Below are 18380 nucleotides of genomic sequence, written 5' to 3' on the forward strand. Positions count from 1 at the left end.
CCCCGCCGCTCGGGGTGCGCCCGGGCGGAGGTTGCCCTGCCGTACACCGGAAGGCACTTGAGACGGATCACCGAACCGGGCAGGTTGATCACATGACGACTTCCGAGATCGAATCCGACGAGCAGCAGCGTCCGGACGGCCAGGAGCTGCGCACCCGGACCCACACCTGGACGGCCGGGCCGCCGATCGCCGAGTACTCCCACCTGACCGGCGAGGAGATCCTGCTGGAGTGGATCGCCGGGCGGATCCCGGAGCCCTCGATCTGCAGCACCATGGGCTTCCACCTCACCGAGGTGAAGCCGGGAACGGCCGTGTTCGAGGGCCACTTCGGCGACCACCTCCACAACCCGATGAACACCGTGCACGGCGGCTACCTGGCCACCCTGCTCGACTCGGCGCTCGGCTGCGCCGTGCTGAGCAAGCTGCCCGCCGGGCTGGGCTACACGACCACGCAGCTGAACGTGCACATGCTGCGGCCGCTGTTCGCCGACTCGGCGCCGGTGCGCTGCGAGGCCGAAGTGCTGCACCTGGGCCGGACGATGGCGACCGCCGAGGCCCGGGTGGTCGGCGCGGAGAACGGCAAGCTCTACGCGCACGCCACCACCACCTGCGCGATCCTGACGCCCCGTCCGTCGGTCTGACGGGCCCGCGGAGCGAGCGGTCGGCGGAACGACCGTGCCCCGGCCGCCGAAGCGGCCGGGGCACGCCCCCACTGAGCCCCGACTGAGCCCCGATTGAGCCCCGTTGAGCCCCACCGAGTCCCACGGAAACCGGCAGCGCCCGACGGGACCCGACGGAACCCGAAGCCCGGGGCCCGGAACCGGGGCTGCTCAGAGCGCCGCGAGCACCCCGCAGAGCGCGAGGAGTCCGCAGATCCCGAAGTTGACGAGCTTGTGCGAGAGGAACACCGCCGCGAACTCACGGATGGTCGCGCTCGGCCAGTAGTACCGGGCGGTGGGCGAGCCGAGCACGTGTCCGTTGACACCGGTCTTGCGGGCGAGCAGCGCCGCCCGGAAGGCGTGGAAGTTGTTGGTGACCACGACGCACTGGTAGTCGGGCTTGGCCCGCTCCATGACGGCCTTGCTGAAGAGCAGGTTCTCCTCGGTGGTGCGCGAGCGGTCCTCCCGTTCGATGTGCTCGGCCGGGAATCCGCGTTCGGTCAGGTAGTCGGCCATCGCGTGGGACTCCGGCAGCTTCTCGTCCGGCCCCTGGCCGCCCGAGGTGATCAGCACCGGGGGGTTGCCCCGAGCGGCCTGCTTCTCGTACGCCTCACGGCCCCGGTTCAGTCGGCTGGCCAGCAGCGGCGGGACGCGCTCGCCGCCGATCAGCCCGGAACCGAGGACGACCACGAAGTCGACGTTCCGGTGCGGCCGGTGGCGGCTGTACAGGAACGCGTAGCCGACGAAGCAGACGAACAGGAACGAGACGTAGAGCACCACCAGGACGGCGGTGCCCGCCAGGACGGCCAGCCGCCGGGAGCCGGTGGCGAGGGCGGCGAGCAGCAGCAGGGTGACGGCGATGATGCCCAGTCCGGCGAGCAGCGACAGCAGGTTGGCGGGCCGTCTGCCCTCCTTGCGGATCATGGTCATCCCGTTGGCGATCAGGAACCAGACCAGGGCCACGGTGCCGAAGGCCGGCAGCAGGATGATCGCGGCCGCGACGCCCTCCACCACCAGGCTGGGGGCCCGGCGGAGTTCGGTGAGCAGGGCGAGCGAGAGGAGCGAGACGGCGATGCCGAGGAAGACGGCGTTGCTGAACTGGCGGCGGTCGCGCAGTACCCCGACTCCGAACAACACGAAGAACAGGGCGGCTGGGGCGTAGGCGATCATGCGTCGTATCGTAGGGGGTCATTGGGATGGGCCACTTGGGGCGAACGAACCGGCCGTGCCCGTGCGAAATCACCGCCGTGCCCGCGCAAACTCACGGCCGTGCCAGCGCGAATCGTGGCCGGCCCCACGCGGATCCCGGCCGCCGTCGCCCGTCCCGGACGCTCAGGCGAAGCGCTCGATCGCGGCCAGGACCGCCTCCGTCATCCGCGGGCTCCCGGTGTGCCCGGACTCGTCGATGACCGTCAGGCGGGCGTCCGGCCAGGCCTTGGCGAGCTTCCAGGCGGTGCCGAGCGGTGAGCCGAGGTCGAGCCGGCCGTGGATCAGCTCGGCCGGGATCCCGGTCAGCCGCCCGGCGTCGCGCAGCAGTTGACCGCCCTCCAGGAAGGCCCCGTGCGAGAAGTAGTGCGCGGTGATCCGGGTGAAGGCGATCAGGGCGTCGGAGGGGCGGTCGGTGTACGCGTTCGGCTTGCCCAGCGCCTCGTGCGAGATGACCGCGTCCTCCCAGGTGGCCCAGGCGTTGGCGGCGGCCCGTCGGACGGTCTCGTCGGGGCTGTCGAGCAGCCGGCTGTAGGCGGCGAGGAGGTCGCCGTCCCGGTCGGCGGCCGGCAGGAAGTCCCGGAACTCCTCCCACGGTCCGGGGATCAGCCGGGCGACGCCCCGGTAGAGCCAGTCGAGTTCGTCGTCGGAGGTCGTGGTGACCCCGCAGATCACGATCCCGGAGACCCGCTCCGGGTGGGCCTGGGCGTACGCGAGGATCAGCGTGGAGCCCCACGAACCGCCGTACAGCAGCCACTTGTCGATGCCGAGGTGTTCCCGCAGCCGCTCCATGTCGGCGATCAGGTGGCCGGTGGTGTTGTGCTCCATCACGGTCGACGGATCGGCGGCGTGCGGCAGGCTCCGCCCGCAGCCGCGCTGGTCGAACTGGACGACGTGGTAGCGCTCCGGGTCGAAGTACCGCCGGGCGCCCGGGCTGTGGCCGGAGCCGGGCCCGCCGTGCACCACCGCGGCCGGGGTCCCCGCCGGGCTGCCGGAGGCGTTCCAGTACATCCGCTGCCCGTCGCCGACGTCCAACAGGCCCTGGGCGTAAGGTTCGTGGATCGGGTACGGGCCGGGCATCGGTGACTCCTCCGTGGTCGTACGGGCAGGGGTGCTCGGCGAGCCTACCCCGCAGTCCCGGTACGGGTGGGGCAGTCGGGACGCGGTGGGCGGGGCCGGATCAGCGCCGTTCCGGCGGCAGCAGCGTCGCGAGGCCGTCGAGGATGCGTTCGACGCAGAACTCGAACCGGACGTCGAGGTCGGGCTCGGTGAGGTCGCCGGCCAGCTCGACCAGGTTGGGGAAGGCCTCGACGGGCAGGGCGCGGAAGCGGTCGCGGACCGCGGTGACGGCGTCGAGCCGGCTGGCCCCGCCGGCCTCGGCGGCCGAGATCGGCGACTGCTCCTGCAGGACGAAGCCCTGGACGAAGGAGCTCAGCAGGTAGGTCGTCAGGGCGGCGTGCGCGTCGGAGAACCCGGCCTCCCGCAGTCGGTCCAGCTGGTCCTCCAGCAGCCCGAACACGTGGGGTCCGGGGGCGAGGCGGCCGGCGACGACCTTCGCGGCGTCGCGGTTGTCGTGCAGGAGCCGGCGGTGGCGCCAGCAGTAGCCGCGGAGCTGCGCGCGCCAGTCGCCCTCGCGGGGCGGGGGCTCGGCCGAGGCCATGATGGCGTCGTTGAGCAGGTCGAGCAGTTCCTCCTTGTTGCGCACGTGCCAGTACAGCGAGGCCGCCTTGACGCCGACCTCGGCGGCGACCTTGCGCATCGACAGCCCGGCGAGGCCGTCCCGTTCCAGTACGCGCAGGGCTGCCTGGGCGAGGGCCTCCCTGGTCAGGGCGGGTGTCCCGGTGCTCTTCTCCGGTGGGGTCGCGCCGTTCCCCGGCGTGGTCGCGTCGTTCTCCGCCATGGCTGTGCGGACGCCTCCCGTGCTGTCGTGCGGTGCCGTCGTGGATGTCCCACTTGCAATCTAACACCGTTAGGGGCACTCTGTGGCTGCCGGATCAACCCCTAACAGTGTTAGGTGCTCATGCTCGGGAGGGAATCCATGGACGGGTCGAGCGCCCGCCGTCGGCGGCTCGCGCTGCTCACGCTCTGCGTCACCATGTTCATGTCCATGCTGGACAACGTCATCGTCAACAACGCCCTGCCCCGCATCGGGCAGGACCTGGACACCGGGATCAGCGGCCTGCAGTGGATCGCCGAGGGCTACAGCCTGGTCTACGCGGCCCTCGTGCTGACCGGTGGCGCGCTCGGCGACCGGTACGGCCGCACCAAGGTGTTCCGCCTCGGCCTCGCCCTGTTCACGGCGGGCTCGGCCCTCGCCGCCCTCGCCGGGACGATCGGTGTGCTGGTCGGCGCCCGGATGCTGCAGGGCGTCGGGGCAGCCCTGCTCACCCCCGGCAGCCTCGCGCTGCTGCGGCACGTCTTCACCGACGAGCGCGAGCGGGCCGGAGCCATCGCCACCTGGTCCGGGGTCTCCGCGCTCGGCCTCTCGGTGGGCCCGGTAGTCGGCGGCCCGATGGTCGAGCACCTCGGCTGGGCCAGCGTGTTCTGGATCAACGTGCCGATCGGCGTCGCCGGGCTGCTGCTCGCGGTGCGCGTCCTGCCGGACATCCCGCCGCGACCGCGCCGGATCGACCTCGGCGGCCTCGCCCTGTCCGCCACCGGCCTGGCGCTGCTGGTCTACGCACTGGTCGAAGGGCCGTCCCGGGGCTGGACCGATGCCCGGGTGCTCGGCTGCGGCGCCGCGGCCGTCGTCCTGCTGATCGCCTTCCTGGCGCTCGAACTGCGCCTCACCGAGCCGATGGTGGAGCTTCGGCTGTTCCGTGACGGGGCCCTGGGCGGCGCGCTGCTCAGCGGCTTCATGGTCAGCTTCGGGATGTTCGGCGCGCTGTTCTTCCTGCCACTGATGATGCAGGGCACCCTCGGGTGGTCCCCGGCTGCGGCCGGCTACGCCGGGCTGCCGATGACCGCGATGCTGGTGGTCGCTGCGCCGCTGTCCGGCCGGCTGACCGCGCGGTATGGTCCCCGGCCGCCGCTGGTGCTCGGCCTCGCGCTGTGCGCGGCGGGCCTCGGCGGACTGGCGCTGTACGGCGACCACGCCCGCTACCCGCAGTACCTGTGGACGCTGTTCGCGATGGGCCTCGGGATGGGGCTGACCTTCACCCCGGTGTCGATCGCGGTGATGACGCGGGTCTCCCCGACGCAGACGGGGATGGCCTCGGCGACCGTCAACACGCTGCGGGAGCTCGGCGGCGTCCTGGGGATCGCCGTGCTGGGCGCCGTGCTGACCAACCGGTTGACGGACTCCCTGACGGCCGCCCTGCACCGGCTCGGCGTCCCGCCGGAGGCGATCGGCCCGATCGCGGGCGCGCCCGCCGGCGCGCTGCACGGCGCCGGCGGCCCGGGGGCGTCGGCGCCGTCGGCTCCCCTTCCCGGCCCGGTCCGGGACGCGGTGGACGGTGCGTTCATCGACGGCATCCACCTCGCCGTCCTGTGCGGTGCGGCCGCGCTCGCCGTCACCGCGGTCCTGGTCGCCGTGCTGCTCGGCCGGGCCGGACCGGTCGCCCCGGGCGGTGCCGTCGCCGTACGGCGCCCGCAGCCGTCGGAGTCCGCCGAGTCGGTGGAGTCTGCCGAGTCTGCCGAGTCGGTGGAGTCCGTCGAGTCCGTGGAGTCTGCCGAGGCCCACCGGGCCTGACCGGCCGCCGCCGTGGCGGCCGGTCAGTGGATCCCTTCGATGGCCGCCTGCGCCGCGCGGGCCAGGTCGCGTCGGGCGCCCGCGCGGGTGGGCCGCGGAGCGGGCGGCGGGATCGGCGGCAGGAAGGTCACGTCGGCGACCAGCCCGCGCGCCGCGACCACCCGGGCGAGCGAGGTGAGCAGCCCGTCGTCCCCGACGAAGGCGGGGACGCTGGTGGGCCGCCCGTCCGCCAGCCGGTAGCGGATGGTCACCGGCTGGACGCAGGCGCCCGCGTCCACCGCGGCCTGGAACAGCGCGGGCCGGAACCGACCGCTCTCCCGCCCGCACCAGGTCGAGCCCTCCGGGAAGACGATCACCGGGTGTCCGGCGCGCAGCTCCTCGGCCACCGCGGCGACGGTGTCCGGCAGGGTCCGCAGCCGGTCGCGGTCCAGGAAGACGGTGCCGCCCCACGCGACCAGCGGGCCGAGCACCGGCCACTGCCGGACCTCGGTCTTGGCCAGTGACCGGCCGGGCCGTCCGGCGGCCAGCAACGGGATGTCCAGCCAGGACACGTGGTTGGCCACCACGAGCACCCCGCCGCCACCTCCGCCGCCGGGTCCGGTGCCATGCCCGCCGCCGGGTCCGGTGCCATGCCTGCCGCCATGCCCGCCACCGGGACCGGTGCTCCCGGCCCCGGCCCCGGCCCCGGCCCCGGTGCCGGGCCCGGCAAGGTGGACGGTCACCCCGAGCGTGCGCAGCAGGACGCGGGCCCAGAGCCGGACCAGCCGCTCCCGGCCGTCGCTCGGGAAGAGGCGGACCGGCAGGCTGAGCACCACGCCCGCCACGACCACCGCCAGACAGGCCGTCAACCGCAGCACCCGCCGGGCGTGGGAGACCTCCGGGGAGGGGTCGGCCAGGCAGGTCTCGGGCCGGCAGGTCGCCGTGGGCAGCCAGACGCTCATGACGCGGTGCCCGTGCCGGGCAGCCCGGCGAGGAAGTGCCGCAGGTAGCGCGGGTCGGTGCGCTCCAGCGAGAGCAGCACGTACAGGTCCGCGCAGTCGAAGTCCGGGTCGTACGCGGGCTCCCCGCAGACCCAGGCGCCCAGCCGCAGGTAGCCGCGGAGCAGGGCCGGCAGCGCTCCCCGCTCGGCGCGCGGCACACCGGTGGCGTCCCAGCGGCGGTGCGGGGCGACCCGGTACTCGGCGGGGGCCAGGTGCTTGGCGCTGACGGTGTCCCAGACCCGGGCCGCGGTGGCGCCGCCGTCGTCGAGGCCGATGGAGCAGCAGCCGCCGACCCAGGTGTTGCCGGTGTCGGCGAGGTAGCGGGCGATGCCGCCCCACATCAGGTTGATGACGGCGCCGTTGCCCCGGTGGTCCGGGTGGATGCAGGAGCGTCCGAGCTCGACCAGGCCGGGGCGGACCGGCGCCAGGGCGGACAGGTCGAACTCGCCCTCGGAGTACATCCGTCCGGCCCGTCGGGCCGCCTCGGGGCGCAGCAGCCGGTAGGTGCCGACGACGGTGCCCTGCTCGCTCTCGCGGACCAGGAGGTGGTCGCAGTACTCGTCGAACGGGTCGACGTCCAGGCCCGCGACCGGGCTGTGCAGGACGGCGCCCAGCTCGGCGCCGAACACCTGGTGACGCAGCCGTTGGGCGGCGCGCACGTCGTCCTCGTCGCGGGCGAGGGAGACGGTGTAGGCGGGGGCGGCGGTGGGCGCGGGGGCCGGGGTGGTGCGGTGGCGGGGGGCGGGGACCGCCGGGGTGTCGTGGGTGGGGGCTACTGCGGACGGAGCGTACGTGGGGACGGTGGTCATGGCGGACCCTCCAGGGCAGCACGATCGGCGGTGCCGAGGATCGCCAGGGCACCGTCCCGGTCCGCAGGTGGTTGGGCATGGACGCGAACCGGTCTCGGTATGTCTCTCCGAGCCGGTTGGCATTCACGTTGCGGCCCGGCGGAGCGCAGATGTGCACCTGTTGAATGGGACCACCCGTGGCCTGCCGGTCATCCGACCGGCACCGGGCGGTCGTTCGCAAGGGGTGGACAACGGGGGCGTACGGCTGCACCGCACGCCCCCGCAGACCCGGTCACCCCGGTCACCTCGGTCACCCCCGCAGACCCGGTCACCCCGGTCACCCCGGTCACCCCGGTCATCCCCGCAGACCCGGTCACCGCGGCCGACCCACCCGGCTCACCCGGTGCCCTTGTCCGTCCTGCTCACCGGGTGCTCTCGTGCATCCTGCTCACATCGCCTGCCAGCCCTCCGGCTCGACGCCGCCCGGGACGGCGTCGGCCGGGGCGTACGGTTCGCGGGTGTAGACGAAGGAGCCGATGTCGAGGTGGCTGACCGTGCCGTCGGAGCCCCGGACCACCCGCAGGGTCTCCCCCGCGTAGTAGTTGTCCAGGCCGGTCCAGGTGCCGTCCGGCTCGGGCCGGAAGCGCGAGCCCCGGGTGCCGCCCGCGAGCTGGGTGAGCTCCAGGACGCCGCCGGGCCGCAGCCGCAGCACGTTCGGGGCGGCGCCCCAGTACCAGGGGCCGGTGAGCGCCAGAAGCTCCTGGTCGACCTCGGGCAGCGGGCGCCAGGGTTCGGGCAGCCGGGGCTCCTGCTCGGCGGTGAGTGCGATCAACTGGGCGGCCAGCAGCGGGGTGTTGGCGCCGCTGGTGGCGTTGGCGAGCGCGTAAGCGGCCAGTCCGTCGGCCGCGCTGACCCACAGGCCCGCCGTGAACCCGGGCATCGAGCCGGAGTGCCCGTACAGCAACCGGCCCTCGTGGCGGAGCAGTTGCAGGCCGAGGCCGAAGGTCGTGGTCCACGCGTCGTCGAGCGGGGCGACGACGGGGCGGCGCATCTCGGCGAGGGTTCCGGTGGAGAGCACCTTGTCGTCGCCCGAGGTGAGGAAGGCCGCCCAGCGGGCCAGATCGGTGCCGGTGGACCAGAGTTGGCCGGCCGGGCCCATCAGGCCGGTGTCGGTGAGCGGTTCGGGCCGCATGACGTCGGCCCACGGGTGGACGGCGAAGCCCCCGGCGTGCGGGTGCTCGGGCAGCAGCGTGGTGCGGTCCATGCCGAGCGGGGCCAGCACCTCGCGGCGCAGCGCCTCGCCCCAGGGTTCGCCGCGCAGCTTCTCCACCAGCGCGCCGAGCAGCGCGTAGCCGGGGTTGGAGTAGTGGAGGAGGCGGCCGGCCGGGTGCTTGAGCGGGCGTTCGGCCTCCAGCAGGTCGGCGAGGCCGGGCCGCAGCGAGCCCTCGGTCCGCTCCCACCACGGGCCGGGGGTCTCCGCGGCGAGCCCCGAGGAGTGCGAGAGCAGCTGGGCGACGGTCGCGTCGTCGGCCGCGGTGCCGGGCAGGTGGCGGGAGAGCGGGTCGGCGAGGTCGAGCAGGCCCTCGTCGCGCAGCCGCAGCACCAGTACGGCGACGAAGGTCTTGGTGAGCGAGCCGATCCGGAACTGGACGTCGGGGGTGGGCGCGTGCCCGTCGATCATGCTGCGGGCGCCGCTCCACACCGGCTGCCCGTCCCGCACCACCCCGGCGACCACGGCGGGCGCGCGCCCCTCGGCCTGGGTGACGGCGACCCGGTGCAGCAGGGCGCGGCGGGTGCCCGGCAGCAGCTCGGGGGGCAGGTCGGTCATGTGGCCTTCGAAAGTCGTCGACATCCGACGGACAGTAGCCCAGTCCGGCCCCGTGTCCGACCGGACCACCGGCCTGCCCCGCCGCGTGCTCAGCCCGGCAGCGGCGGCAGTTCCGGCCGTTCCAGCCAGGCCTCGAAGAGCGGGCCGAGCGGGGTGGTGGTGTACCGGGAGGCGTGCGCCCGGAGGTCGGCGGTGTTCACCACGCCGTGCCGGTTGAGGCTCGTCCAGTCCCGCAGCATCGCGAAGAACGCGTCGTCGCCCAGCGTCCGCCGCAGCGCGTGCACGACGAGACCGCCGCGCTGGTACAGCCGGTCGTCGAACATCAGCTTGCGGGTCGGGTCGCCGAGGGTCAGGTCCTGCGGCTGCCCGCCCAGCAGCGTGTGTGCGACGGCCGCGCGGGTGGCCGCGGCGGGGCCGCCGGCGTGCTCGGACCAGAGCCACTCCGCGTACTTGGCGAAGCCCTCGTTGAGCCAGATGTGCCGCCAGTCGGCGATCGTCACGCTGTTGCCGAACCACTGGTGGGCCAGCTCGTGCGCGATCAGCCGCTCGCGCTCCCAGCCGCCGCCGAGGTGGTTGGTGCCGAAGGTGGCGACGCCCTGCGCCTCCACCGGGACGTCCAGCTCCTCGTCGGCGAGGACGACCGCGTACTCGCCGAACGGGTACGGCCCGAAGACCTCGCCGAAGTAGCTCAGCATCTCCGGCTGCCGGGCGAAGTCCCGGGCGAACCCGTCGGCCAGCCGCTCCGGCACGTACCCGGTCTGCGGCACGGCCGGCCGGGCGGCCAGCGGCACCGCCCGGTAGTGGCCGATCGACACCGTCACCAGGTACGTCGGGGTCGGCGCGCTCTGCTCGTACACCCAGGTGGTGCTGGACGCCCGGGTGGTGCGGGTCAGCAGCCGGCCGCCCGCCACCACGGTGAACGGGGACGGCGTGGTGACCGCGATCTGGTAGGTCGCCTTGTCGGCCGGCCGGTCGTTGCACGGGAACCAGGACGGCGCGCCGACCGGCTGGCTGGCCACCAGCGCGCCCTCGGTCAGCTCCTCCCAGCCCAGGCCGCCCCACGGGCTGCGCACCGGGCGCGGGTTGCCGGAGTAGTGCACCTCGACGGTGAACGCGGCGCCCGCCGCGAGCGGCTTCGCCGGGCGGATGCGGAGCTTGCCGGCGCGGTGGGTGTAGCGGGCGGCCCGGCCGCCGACCAGCACCCGCCCGATCCGGAACTCGGCCAGGTCGAGCGCGAACTCCGCCAGGGCGGTGTCCGCGACCGCGCTCAGCCGGGCCGAGCCGGCCAGCCGGTTGGGACCGGGCCGGTAGTCCAGCGTCAGTTCGTAGCGGTGCACCCGGTAGCGGTGGTCGCCGCTGTTCGGGAAGTACGGGTCCGGGGCGCCGGCGGCCGCGGGGGCGTGCTTGGACTTCACGGGGACGAGCGCTTCCTGCGGGCCGGGACGGGTGGTCGTCGAGGCGGTCATGACGTGGTCTGCCACACCTCGATGGGGTTGCCCAGCCACCGCGTGTCGGCGGGGACGGACTCGGCGCGCATCACCAGCGAGGCCGGGCCCAGCGTACTGCGCGCGCCCACCGTGCTGCCGGGCAGCACGATCCCGCCCGGGCCCAGGGTGGCGCCCTCGCGGAGGACCACAGTATCCATCCGCATGATCCGGTCGTGGAAGAGGTGGGTCTGCACGACGCAGCCCCGGTTGATGCTGACCCCGTCACCGAGGGTGACCAGGTCGGCCTCCGGCAGCCAGTAGCTCTCGCACCACACGCCGCGCCCGACCTTCGCGCCGAGCCCGCGCAGCCACAGGTTCAGCACCGGCGTGCCCGGCACCGCGCCGACCAGCCAGGGCACCGCCAGCATCTCCACGAAGGTGTCCGCCAGCTCGTTGCGCCACACGAAGCTGCTCCACAGCGGGTGCTCCACCGCCCGGAACCGCCCGACCAGCAGCCACTTCGCCGCCACCGCGACCAGACAGGCCACCGCACCGGCGCCCAGCAGTACCGCGCCCGACAGCAGCGCCGCGGTCAGCGGCGAGCCCGCCGCCAGCCAGGACAGCGCCGCCACCGTCAGCAGGCCCAGCGCGCCCGAGGCCAGCACCGGCACCACCCGGACCACCTCGACCAGCCCGCGCGCCCACAGCAGCCGGGCCGGCGGCTCGTACGTCAGGCTCTGATCGGCCTGGTCCGCCGAGCGCGGCAGCCGCATCGGGGGCATGCCCAGGTACGAGCCGCCCTTCTTCGCCTTCGCCGGCGTCGCCGACAACACGCCGACCAGGCCGCGCTTGGGCACCGAGCGGCCCGGCGCGGTCATCCCCGAGTTCCCGAGGAAGGCCCGGTCGCCGACCTTCGCCTCGCCGAGCCGGACCCAACCGCCGCCCAGCTCGTACGGGGCGATCAGCGTGTCGTCGGCCAGAAAAGCGTGGTCACCCACCGTGGTCAGGCTGGGCAGCGCCAGCACCGTCGACACCTCGGCGCCCCGGCCGATCCGCATCCCGAGCGCCCGCAGCCACAGCGGCGTGACCAGCCCGGCGTACAGCGGGAACAACACCTCACGGGCCCGGTCCATCAGCTGGGTGACCGTCCACGCCTGCCAGCCGACCCGGCCGTGCAGCGGGTGGGTGCCGGGCACCAGGCCGATGCTGAGCAGCCGGACCAGCGCCAGCAGCTGCGCCGCGTACACCGCGCCGTACGCGAGGGTCGCGGGCAGCAGGCCGAGCAGCGCGCCGCCGAGGGCCGCGGCGAGCGAGTCGCCCTGGTGGACGAAGCCGGAGAGCACGGCGAGGCCGGCCAGGGCGGGCAGCGCCGGGAGCAGGCCGAGCACGGCACCGCTGGCGCCGTACAGCGCGGCCCAGCGGGCCTGGCGGTGCGGACGCTCCTTGGGCCAGGTGCGCTCGGCGCGGCCCAGCTTGGCGGCGGGCGCGCCGCCCCAGCGCTGGCCGGTCGGCACCTGGCCGGTGACGCTGGAGCCGGCCACCACCTGGGCGCGCTTGCCCACCCGGGCACCGGGCAGCAGCGTCGAACGGGTGCCGACCACGGCGCCGGAGCCGACCTTGACCTGGCCGATCAGCAGCCGGTCGCCGTCCAGCCAGTAGCCGCACAGGTCGACCTCGGCCTCGACCGCGCAGCCGCGGCCGAGCTTGAGCATCCCGGTGACCGGCGGCAGCGAGTGCAGGTCGACGTCGGACGCGACCTTGCAGCCCAGCGCACGGGCGTAGCGCACCAGCCAGGCGCCGGACAGCGAGGTGGCGCCGCTCAGCTCGGCGAGCCGCTCGGCCGCCCAGAGCCGCAGGTGGACGGCGCCGCCGCGCGGGTGGCTGCCGGGGCGCAGGCCGCGCAGCAGCAGCCGGGCGCCGCCCGCCGAGACCGCCAGCCGCCCCGCCGGGGTGTACAGGGCCAGCGCGCCCGCGCCGACCCACCACCAGGAGGCGGTGGGCGCCCACGGGTAGTCCCCGAGGTGCGTGAGCAGGTTGCCGGCGGCCAGCAGGGCGACCGTCCAGCGCAGGCCGACCACGGTGAACAGCGGGATCAGCAGGAGCAACTGCAGCAGCTTGGCCCTGGTCGGCACCAGGGTGACGGTGCGGGCCTCGGTGCGGTCCGCGGCGGTGCGCTCCAGGTGTCGGGCGAGCTTGCGCAGCGTCGGGTGCTGGTAGATGTCGAGGACGGCCGCGCTCGGGTAGCGGGTGCGCAGCAGGGTGGTCAGCCGGGCGGCGGCCAGGCTGCCGCCGCCGATCGCGAAGAAGTCGTCGCGCGGGCCGCCGACCTTGATGCCGAGGATCTCGGACCACTGCTCGGCCAGCCACGCCTCGGTGCCGTACAGCTGCTCACCGGGGCCGGCGGCCTCCAGGTCGGGCAGCGGCCAGGGCAGGGCGTTGCGGTCCACCTTGCCGGAGGTCCGGGTCGGCAGGGTCCCGACCGTCGCGAGCAGCGGGACGAGGGCGGCGGGCAGCTCGGCGCGCAGCCGCTCGACGGCCTGCTCGCGGTCGAAGCCGTCCTGGACCACCAGGTAGCCGACCAGCAGCTGGTTGCCGCCGCGCGCGGTCCGCACGGCGGCGGCCGCGCCCGCCACGCCGGGCAGGGCCTGCAGCGCCGCGTCGACCTCGCCGAGCTCGATCCGGCGCCCGCCCAGCTTGATCTGCTCGTCGGTGCGGCCGAGGAACAGCAGGCCGGCCGGGTCGGCCTGGACCAGGTCGCCGCTGCGGTAGGCGCGCTCCCAGCCCAGCGAAGGCAGCGGGGCGTACTTCTCGGCGTCCTTCTCCGGGTCGAGGTAGCGGGCCAGGCCGACCCCGCCGATCACCAGCTGGCCGGTGCCGCCGGGGGCGACCGGCTCGCCGGCCTCGTCCACCACGGCGAGGTCCCAGCCGTCCAGCGGCAGGCCGATGCGCACCGGGCCGTCGCCGGTGAGCAGCGCGGCGCAGGCGACCACGGTGGCCTCGGTGGGGCCGTAGGTGTTCCACACCTCGCGGCCCTCGGTGACCAGGCGCTGCACCAGCTCGGGCGGGCAGGCCTCGCCGCCGAAGATCAGCAGCCGCACCTCGTTCAGCGCCTCGGCCGGCCACAGCGCGGCCAGGGTCGGGACGGTGGAGACCACGGTGATCTCCTGCTCGGCGAGCCAGGGGCCGAGGTCGGCGCCGCTGCGCACCTGGGAGCGGGGGACGGGCACCAGGCAGGCGCCGTGCCGCCAGGCCAGCCACATCTCCTCGCAGGAGGCGTCGAAGGCCACCGACAGGCCGGCCATCACCCGGTCGCCGGGGCCGATCGGCTCGTCCTGGAGGAAGAGCGCGGCCTCGGCGTCGACGAAGGCGGCGGCGTTGCGGTGGCTGACGGCGACGCCCTTGGGCTTGCCGGTGGAGCCGGAGGTGAAGATGATCCAGGCGTCGTCGGCCGGGGTGGGACGGCGTTCGGCGGCGGGTGCGCGCTCGGCCGTGGTGGCGAGGGCGCGCTCGGCGCCCAGCACGGCGGCGACGCCGGCCTCGCCGAAGACCAGCTCGGCGCGCTCGTCCGGGTCCTCCGCGTCGACCGGGACGTAGGCGGCCCCGGCGGCGAGCACGGCGAGGATCGAGACGTACAGGTCGTTGGTGCCGGAGGGCACCCGCACGCCGACCCGGTCGCCGGGGCCGATCCCGGCAGCGGCGAGCCGGCGGCGCAGCCGCTCGACCTCGGCGGCCAGCGCGCGGTAGCTGAGCACGGCGCGGCCGTCGTCCAGGGCCGGCTCGTCCGGATGGGCGCGCACGGTGGCGTCCAGGACGTCCACCAGGGTGCGCGGCGCGGCGGCCGGGCGGCCCGGGAACAGGGCGTGCGGCGGCTGGGCGGTCTGCAGCGGTCGGCTCGGTTCGTTCGACTGGCTCGGTTCAGCTGTCATGGCAGCCCGTGCGCTCCTCGTCCTCGCCCCGTTCCGATCGATGCCCGGCCCTTGGGGGCGGTGGGACCACTCGCCGTAACCGGGTGACCCCACTCCGGGGCCGGAGCGGACAACCTGACCGATGGTAGCTCCGGATCTTCGGCGGCGCAGGGGGAGGTGTGTGGCCAACTTGGCCGAGGCGGAGCGAATCTGACGTCGCATCAGTCGACAACTGAGGCTTCGTGGAACCGGAGTGACGACCGGTCAGTCGAGTTGACGGTTCGTCAGTTCGCATTTTCGTTCGTGATCCACACCACAGCGAATACTGCTCCCTTCGGGTGGCGGGTCCGGCGCTTCGGCCGTTTTCGCGGTCCTTTCGGCCCGGTGTCCCGGTCGGTCCGGGCCCGCCGCGGGGCGGGGCCGGACCGAGGCGGGACGGTCAGCGGAAGCGGTGCAGATGCTCCTGGAGGAACGCTTCCAGGGTACGGGGGCTGCGCCCGGTGACGTGGGTGAAGGTGCCGTCCGGGGTCTCCCGGCGGAGCACGGCGAGCCGCTGGATCTCCACCACGTGGGCGGCGAGCCAGGCCGGCATCCCGGCCCGCGCGACCAGGTGGGCGTGCAGCTCGGCCGGGGGCAGGTCGACGTAGCGGACCGGGCGGCCGAGCAGCTCGCCCAGCAGGGTGGTGAGTTCCGGGTGGCTGTAGGCCCGCCCGCCGGTGAGCGGGTAGGTGCCGCCCGCCAGATCCGGGCGGGTGAGGGTGTCGGCGGCGAGGTCGCCGATGTCGCGGACGTCCACGTAGTTGCAGCGCGCCAGGCCGGTCGCGCCGTGCACCACCCCGGCGGCGGCGATCCCGGGCGCCAGGAGCAGCAGCTTCTGCATGAACGCGTACGGGCGCAGGACGGTGGTGGTGACGCCGGAGGAGCGCAGGCGCTCCTCGATCAGGTGGTGGCCGCGGGAGACCGCGACCGGGGAGTCCGGCTCGGCGGCGGGTGCGGAGACCTTGACGATGTGCTCCACCCCGCAGTCGAGGGCCGCGTCGATCGCGTTCAGCTCGTACCGGACCTGGTCCGGGCTGTTGGCCATGGTGAGGAAGAGCTGCTGGGCGCCGTGGAAGGCCGTGCGGAGGGAGGCCGGGTCGGCGGCGTCGGCCTGGAACGGCTCGGTGCGGGCGAGCGTGCGCTCGTCCAGTCCGGCGGCCAGGCGGGCGGGGTCGCGGCTGAGCGCGCGAGTCGAGGCGCCGAGGGCGGCGAGGCTGCGGAGGGTGGCTCCGCCGGTGGCGCCGGCGGCTCCCATGATGACGATCATGATGTCTGCCCTTCGGGTCGGGGTGCGGTGTGGAGTCGGTGCTGCGGCTCGCGGGTGCGGCGGCTCCCGCGCCAGCGCCAGGTGGTGATGGTGGCGGCGATGGCGGCGGAGACCGGGAGATCGACCGGCAGTCGCTTCGGCCAGGGGCTGTCGGCGAGGGCCGGGACGTGCGGGAGCCAGCGCGCGGCGGCCAGGCCGACGGCGAGGCCGAGCGCGGCGGCGGCCAGGCCGAGGATGGCGGCCGCCACGGCGCGCGGGGTCCGGACGGGCCGGATGCGGACCGGGCGGCGGCGCAGGACGGCGCCGAGGGCGGCGGCCACGAGGGCCGAGGTGCCGCCGATGGTGGTGAGCGCGGCAACCACCAGCTGCTGCTGCCGGGTGGCGGCTCCGCCGAGGCCGGCCGTGACGGCGGGCATGAGGTAGGCGACCAAGACCTCCCGCCACAGGACGAATGGCGGGGGAGCGCCGGGGGCCTTCTTGCTCATGGGGTGTCCTCACATTCGGGGTTGCGGTTCCGGTGAATCCGATGAGGCGCCTAAGTATTTGTGCTTAGGTGCCTAACTAGTGGGGTTTGAGGAAAGGCGGGCCGTCGGGCGGCCCGCCTTCGGGGTGCGAGGTGCGGGGTGTGGGGTGCGGTCCGGGCGGGTTCGCGGTCGGCCGGTGGTCGGTCCGCGATCGGTCCGCGATCAGTCCGGAGTCAGTCCGCGGTCAGTGCGTCGATCCCCGCGACCACCCGGGCCAGCAGGTCGAGGAAGGTGGTGCGCTCCTCGACCGAGAGGCCGCCGATTATCGCCTGCATCCGGGCGAAGTGCTCGGGCGCCACGTCACGCAGCTTGTCGGCGCCGCGCGCGGTGAGGATCACCACGTTGCCGCGCCCGTCCTCGGTGGACGGCCGGCGGGCCACCAGGCCCTCCCGTTCCAGGCCGTCGACCAGGCCGGTCACGGTCGCCCGGGTGACGCCGAGGCTCGCCGCGAGCTGGGAGGGCGACTTCTCGCCGCCGTGGTCCTCCAGGTCGGCCAGCAGGCGGTAGCGGCCGGTGGAGAGCCCGAAGCGGCCGAAGTGCACTTCGCCGGCCTGGCCGACCCGGGCGCCCGCCGCCATCAGCCGGGCCGCGACCAGGACCGCCTGCGGGTCGGCCGTGAGGCCGTAGCGGGCGATCTGGCGTCGGGCCTGGTCGAGGCTGGGGGCGCCCTGGTCGGGCTCGGGGTGCTGTGTCACGAGAAGTAATATGGCGCCTAATCGGATGGGTCGTCAAGTGTGGGAGGCGGCCCTCCCCCGGGTGGTACGGGGGTTCGGGGGGCGGGGGCCCCGGGCGCGCGGGATCTAGGCGGTGCGGGGCGCGATCCGGGGTGGCGTCCAGTCGGCGTGCTTCAGGACGGTCCGGACCATCACGCCGGGCGGAGTGAGCCGGATCGCGGCGTTGCGCAGGCCGACCGCCAGCGGGTTCGCCAGCTGCTGGCCCATCCGGCCGGCCCGGCGGGCGTCGCGGGCGACGGTCTGGCTTCGGGGCCGGCGGACCGCGTCGTAGTGGGCGAGCGCGCCCTCGACCGTCCGCTCCCCGGCGAGGGCCGCCGCCAGGGTCACCGCGTCCTCCAGGGCCTGGCAGGCGCCCTGGCCGAGGTGGGGCGTCATGGCGTGCGCCGCGTCGCCGAGCAGGGCGGTCCGGCCCGCGACGTACGAGGGCAGCGGGGTGGCCAGCTCGTTGACGTCATGGTGCAGAACCGCCTCCGGGCGGGTCGCGGCGAGCAGTGCGGGGACCGGTTCGTGCCAGCGCGCGAAGCGGCGGCGGACCTCCGTCAGCGGGTCGCGGTAGCGGACCCCGGCCGGGGCGTTGAGGACGGCGTGCCATTCGGCCGTGCCGTCCGGGAAGGCGAGGTGGCCGAACTCGGCGCCGTGGCCCCAGGTGATCTCGAAGTCGGCGGTCAGTCCGTCGACCGGGCGCTCGGTGATCGCCCGCAGCACCGTCGAGCCGCTGTACACCGGCCCGGGATGGCCCGGGAAGAGGTGGCGCCGGATGCGGCTGTTGACCCCGTCGGCCGCCACGAGGAGGTCGGCGTCCAGGGTGCTGTCCCCGTGGGTGACCCGGATCCGGGAGGGGTGCGCGGTGTCCACCTCGGTCGCCTCGGCGCCGGTCACCAGGCACTCGGGCGGCAGGACTTCGCGCAGGATCCGGTGCAGGGCCGCGCGCGGAATGCCCACGATCGGCGCGCCCAGCTCCCGCTCCAGCGCCCGCCCGTCCATCACCGCCAGCCGGCGGCCGTCCGGCGTGCGGGTGCCGCCGGTGTACTGGCGGCGCGAGGCCGCCTCGACCGCCGCGCCGACGCCCAGGGCGGCGAGCGCGCGCATCCCGTTCGCGGCCAGCGAGATGCCGGCCCCCGCGTCGTCCAGGACGGTCGCCCGCTCGATCACCGTCACGTTCCACCCCACCAGTCGGAGCCCGATCGCGGCCGCCAGCCCGCCGATCCCGCCCCCGACCACCACCGCGCTGTTGCTGCCCATGCCCGGTCCCTCCCGTGTCACACGCTGCTTTCTACAGATGTAGAAGGAGGGTACTGCGGCCTTACGTCGGCCCGGGCGGCGGGGGCGGGC

General features: G+C 74.7%; 14 protein-coding genes. 2 read left to right on the plus strand and 12 right to left on the minus strand.

Annotation, left to right across the window (positions count from 1 at the left end; genetic code table 11):
- Positions 1-92: 92 nt before the first annotated feature.
- Positions 93-641: a PaaI family thioesterase gene (locus ABTY56_RS01600; RefSeq protein WP_350625348.1), complete on the plus strand. Its 549-nt coding sequence runs from the start codon at positions 93-95 to the stop codon at positions 639-641.
- A gap of 189 nt (positions 642-830) precedes the next feature.
- Here the strand turns inward: ABTY56_RS01600 and ABTY56_RS01605 are convergent, their stop codons facing one another.
- The 3 genes from ABTY56_RS01605 to ABTY56_RS01615 form a co-directional block, all read right to left on the minus strand.
- Positions 831-1829: a YdcF family protein gene (locus ABTY56_RS01605; RefSeq protein ID WP_350625350.1), complete on the minus strand. Its 999-nt coding sequence runs from the start codon at positions 1827-1829 to the stop codon at positions 831-833.
- A gap of 162 nt (positions 1830-1991) precedes the next feature.
- Positions 1992-2945 (minus strand): prolyl aminopeptidase, encoded by a 954-nt coding sequence (gene pip, locus ABTY56_RS01610; RefSeq protein ID WP_350625352.1) that lies wholly within the window; start codon positions 2943-2945, stop codon positions 1992-1994.
- 100 nt (positions 2946-3045) lie between these two features.
- The gene (locus tag ABTY56_RS01615; protein WP_350625354.1) at positions 3046-3765 is read right to left on the minus strand and encodes a TetR/AcrR family transcriptional regulator; all 720 of its coding nucleotides are present in this window, start codon (positions 3763-3765) and stop codon (positions 3046-3048) included.
- Positions 3766-3903: 138 nt separating this feature from the next.
- Here ABTY56_RS01615 and ABTY56_RS01620 point away from each other — a divergent pair, with 138 nt between their 5' ends.
- The gene (locus ABTY56_RS01620) at positions 3904-5556 is read left to right on the plus strand and encodes an MFS transporter (protein WP_350625356.1); all 1653 of its coding nucleotides are present in this window, start codon (positions 3904-3906) and stop codon (positions 5554-5556) included.
- A 23-nt stretch (positions 5557-5579) separates the two neighbouring features.
- Here ABTY56_RS01620 and ABTY56_RS01625 read toward each other — a convergent pair whose 3' ends face one another.
- From ABTY56_RS01625 to ABTY56_RS01665, 9 genes are all read right to left on the minus strand, one after another.
- Complete coding sequence (locus ABTY56_RS01625) at positions 5580-6497, minus strand: lysophospholipid acyltransferase family protein (RefSeq protein ID WP_350625358.1); 918 nt, start codon at positions 6495-6497, stop codon at positions 5580-5582.
- Complete coding sequence (locus ABTY56_RS01630) at positions 6494-7345, minus strand: GNAT family N-acetyltransferase (protein ID WP_350625360.1); 852 nt, start codon at positions 7343-7345, stop codon at positions 6494-6496. Before ABTY56_RS01630 ends, ABTY56_RS01625 begins: the two co-directional genes overlap by 4 nt.
- A 427-nt stretch (positions 7346-7772) precedes the next feature.
- On the minus strand, positions 7773-9176 hold the full coding sequence (locus ABTY56_RS01635; RefSeq protein ID WP_350625362.1) for a serine hydrolase domain-containing protein: 1404 nt from the start codon (positions 9174-9176) through the stop codon (positions 7773-7775).
- Between the two features lie 65 nt (positions 9177-9241).
- On the minus strand, positions 9242-10618 hold the full coding sequence (locus tag ABTY56_RS01640) for a M1 family metallopeptidase (protein ID WP_350625364.1): 1377 nt from the start codon (positions 10616-10618) through the stop codon (positions 9242-9244).
- Positions 10615-14505 carry a Pls/PosA family non-ribosomal peptide synthetase gene (locus ABTY56_RS01645; RefSeq protein WP_350625366.1) on the minus strand — a complete coding sequence of 1297 codons (3891 nt, stop codon included), beginning with the start codon at positions 14503-14505 and terminating at the stop codon, positions 10615-10617. Before ABTY56_RS01645 ends, ABTY56_RS01640 begins: the two co-directional genes overlap by 4 nt.
- A 418-nt stretch (positions 14506-14923) precedes the next feature.
- The gene (locus tag ABTY56_RS01650; protein ID WP_350625368.1) at positions 14924-15790 is read right to left on the minus strand and encodes an NmrA family NAD(P)-binding protein; all 867 of its coding nucleotides are present in this window, start codon (positions 15788-15790) and stop codon (positions 14924-14926) included.
- Positions 15787-16275 (minus strand): hypothetical protein, encoded by a 489-nt coding sequence (locus ABTY56_RS01655; RefSeq protein WP_350625370.1) that lies wholly within the window; start codon positions 16273-16275, stop codon positions 15787-15789. The genes ABTY56_RS01650 and ABTY56_RS01655 overlap by 4 nt, the downstream gene beginning before the upstream one ends.
- 212 nt (positions 16276-16487) lie before the next feature.
- Positions 16488-17009, minus strand: a complete 522-nt coding sequence (locus ABTY56_RS01660) for a MarR family winged helix-turn-helix transcriptional regulator (RefSeq protein ID WP_350625372.1) — start codon at positions 17007-17009, stop codon at positions 16488-16490.
- 105 nt (positions 17010-17114) lie between these two features.
- Positions 17115-18290, minus strand: a complete 1176-nt coding sequence (locus tag ABTY56_RS01665) for an FAD-dependent monooxygenase (protein ID WP_350625374.1) — start codon at positions 18288-18290, stop codon at positions 17115-17117.
- Between the last annotated feature and the right edge of the window lie 90 nt (positions 18291-18380).

Source organism: Kitasatospora sp. NPDC097691 (assembly GCF_040302665.1).
Lineage (GTDB): Bacteria > Actinomycetota > Actinomycetes > Streptomycetales > Streptomycetaceae > Kitasatospora.

Bases quoted from the DNA above. Each gene is read 5' to 3' on its own strand.
- ABTY56_RS01600 (WP_350625348.1), top strand. From the start codon at position 93: ATGACGACTTCCGAGATCGAATCCGACGAGCAGCAGCGTCCGGACGGC.
- ABTY56_RS01605 (WP_350625350.1), bottom strand. From the start codon at position 1,829: ATGATCGCCTACGCCCCAGCCGCCCTGTTCTTCGTGTTGTTCGGAGTC.
- pip (WP_350625352.1), bottom strand. From the start codon at position 2,945: ATGCCCGGCCCGTACCCGATCCACGAACCTTACGCCCAGGGCCTGTTG.
- ABTY56_RS01615 (WP_350625354.1), bottom strand. From the start codon at position 3,765: ATGGCGGAGAACGACGCGACCACGCCGGGGAACGGCGCGACCCCACCG.
- ABTY56_RS01620 (WP_350625356.1), top strand. From the start codon at position 3,904: ATGGACGGGTCGAGCGCCCGCCGTCGGCGGCTCGCGCTGCTCACGCTC.
- ABTY56_RS01625 (WP_350625358.1), bottom strand. From the start codon at position 6,497: ATGAGCGTCTGGCTGCCCACGGCGACCTGCCGGCCCGAGACCTGCCTG.
- ABTY56_RS01630 (WP_350625360.1), bottom strand. From the start codon at position 7,345: ATGACCACCGTCCCCACGTACGCTCCGTCCGCAGTAGCCCCCACCCAC.
- ABTY56_RS01635 (WP_350625362.1), bottom strand. From the start codon at position 9,176: ATGTCGACGACTTTCGAAGGCCACATGACCGACCTGCCCCCCGAGCTG.
- ABTY56_RS01640 (WP_350625364.1), bottom strand. From the start codon at position 10,618: ATGACCGCCTCGACGACCACCCGTCCCGGCCCGCAGGAAGCGCTCGTC.
- ABTY56_RS01645 (WP_350625366.1), bottom strand. From the start codon at position 14,505: ATGACAGCTGAACCGAGCCAGTCGAACGAACCGAGCCGACCGCTGCAG.
- ABTY56_RS01650 (WP_350625368.1), bottom strand. From the start codon at position 15,790: ATGATCGTCATCATGGGAGCCGCCGGCGCCACCGGCGGAGCCACCCTC.
- ABTY56_RS01655 (WP_350625370.1), bottom strand. From the start codon at position 16,275: ATGAGCAAGAAGGCCCCCGGCGCTCCCCCGCCATTCGTCCTGTGGCGG.
- ABTY56_RS01665 (WP_350625374.1), bottom strand. From the start codon at position 18,290: ATGGGCAGCAACAGCGCGGTGGTGGTCGGGGGCGGGATCGGCGGGCTG.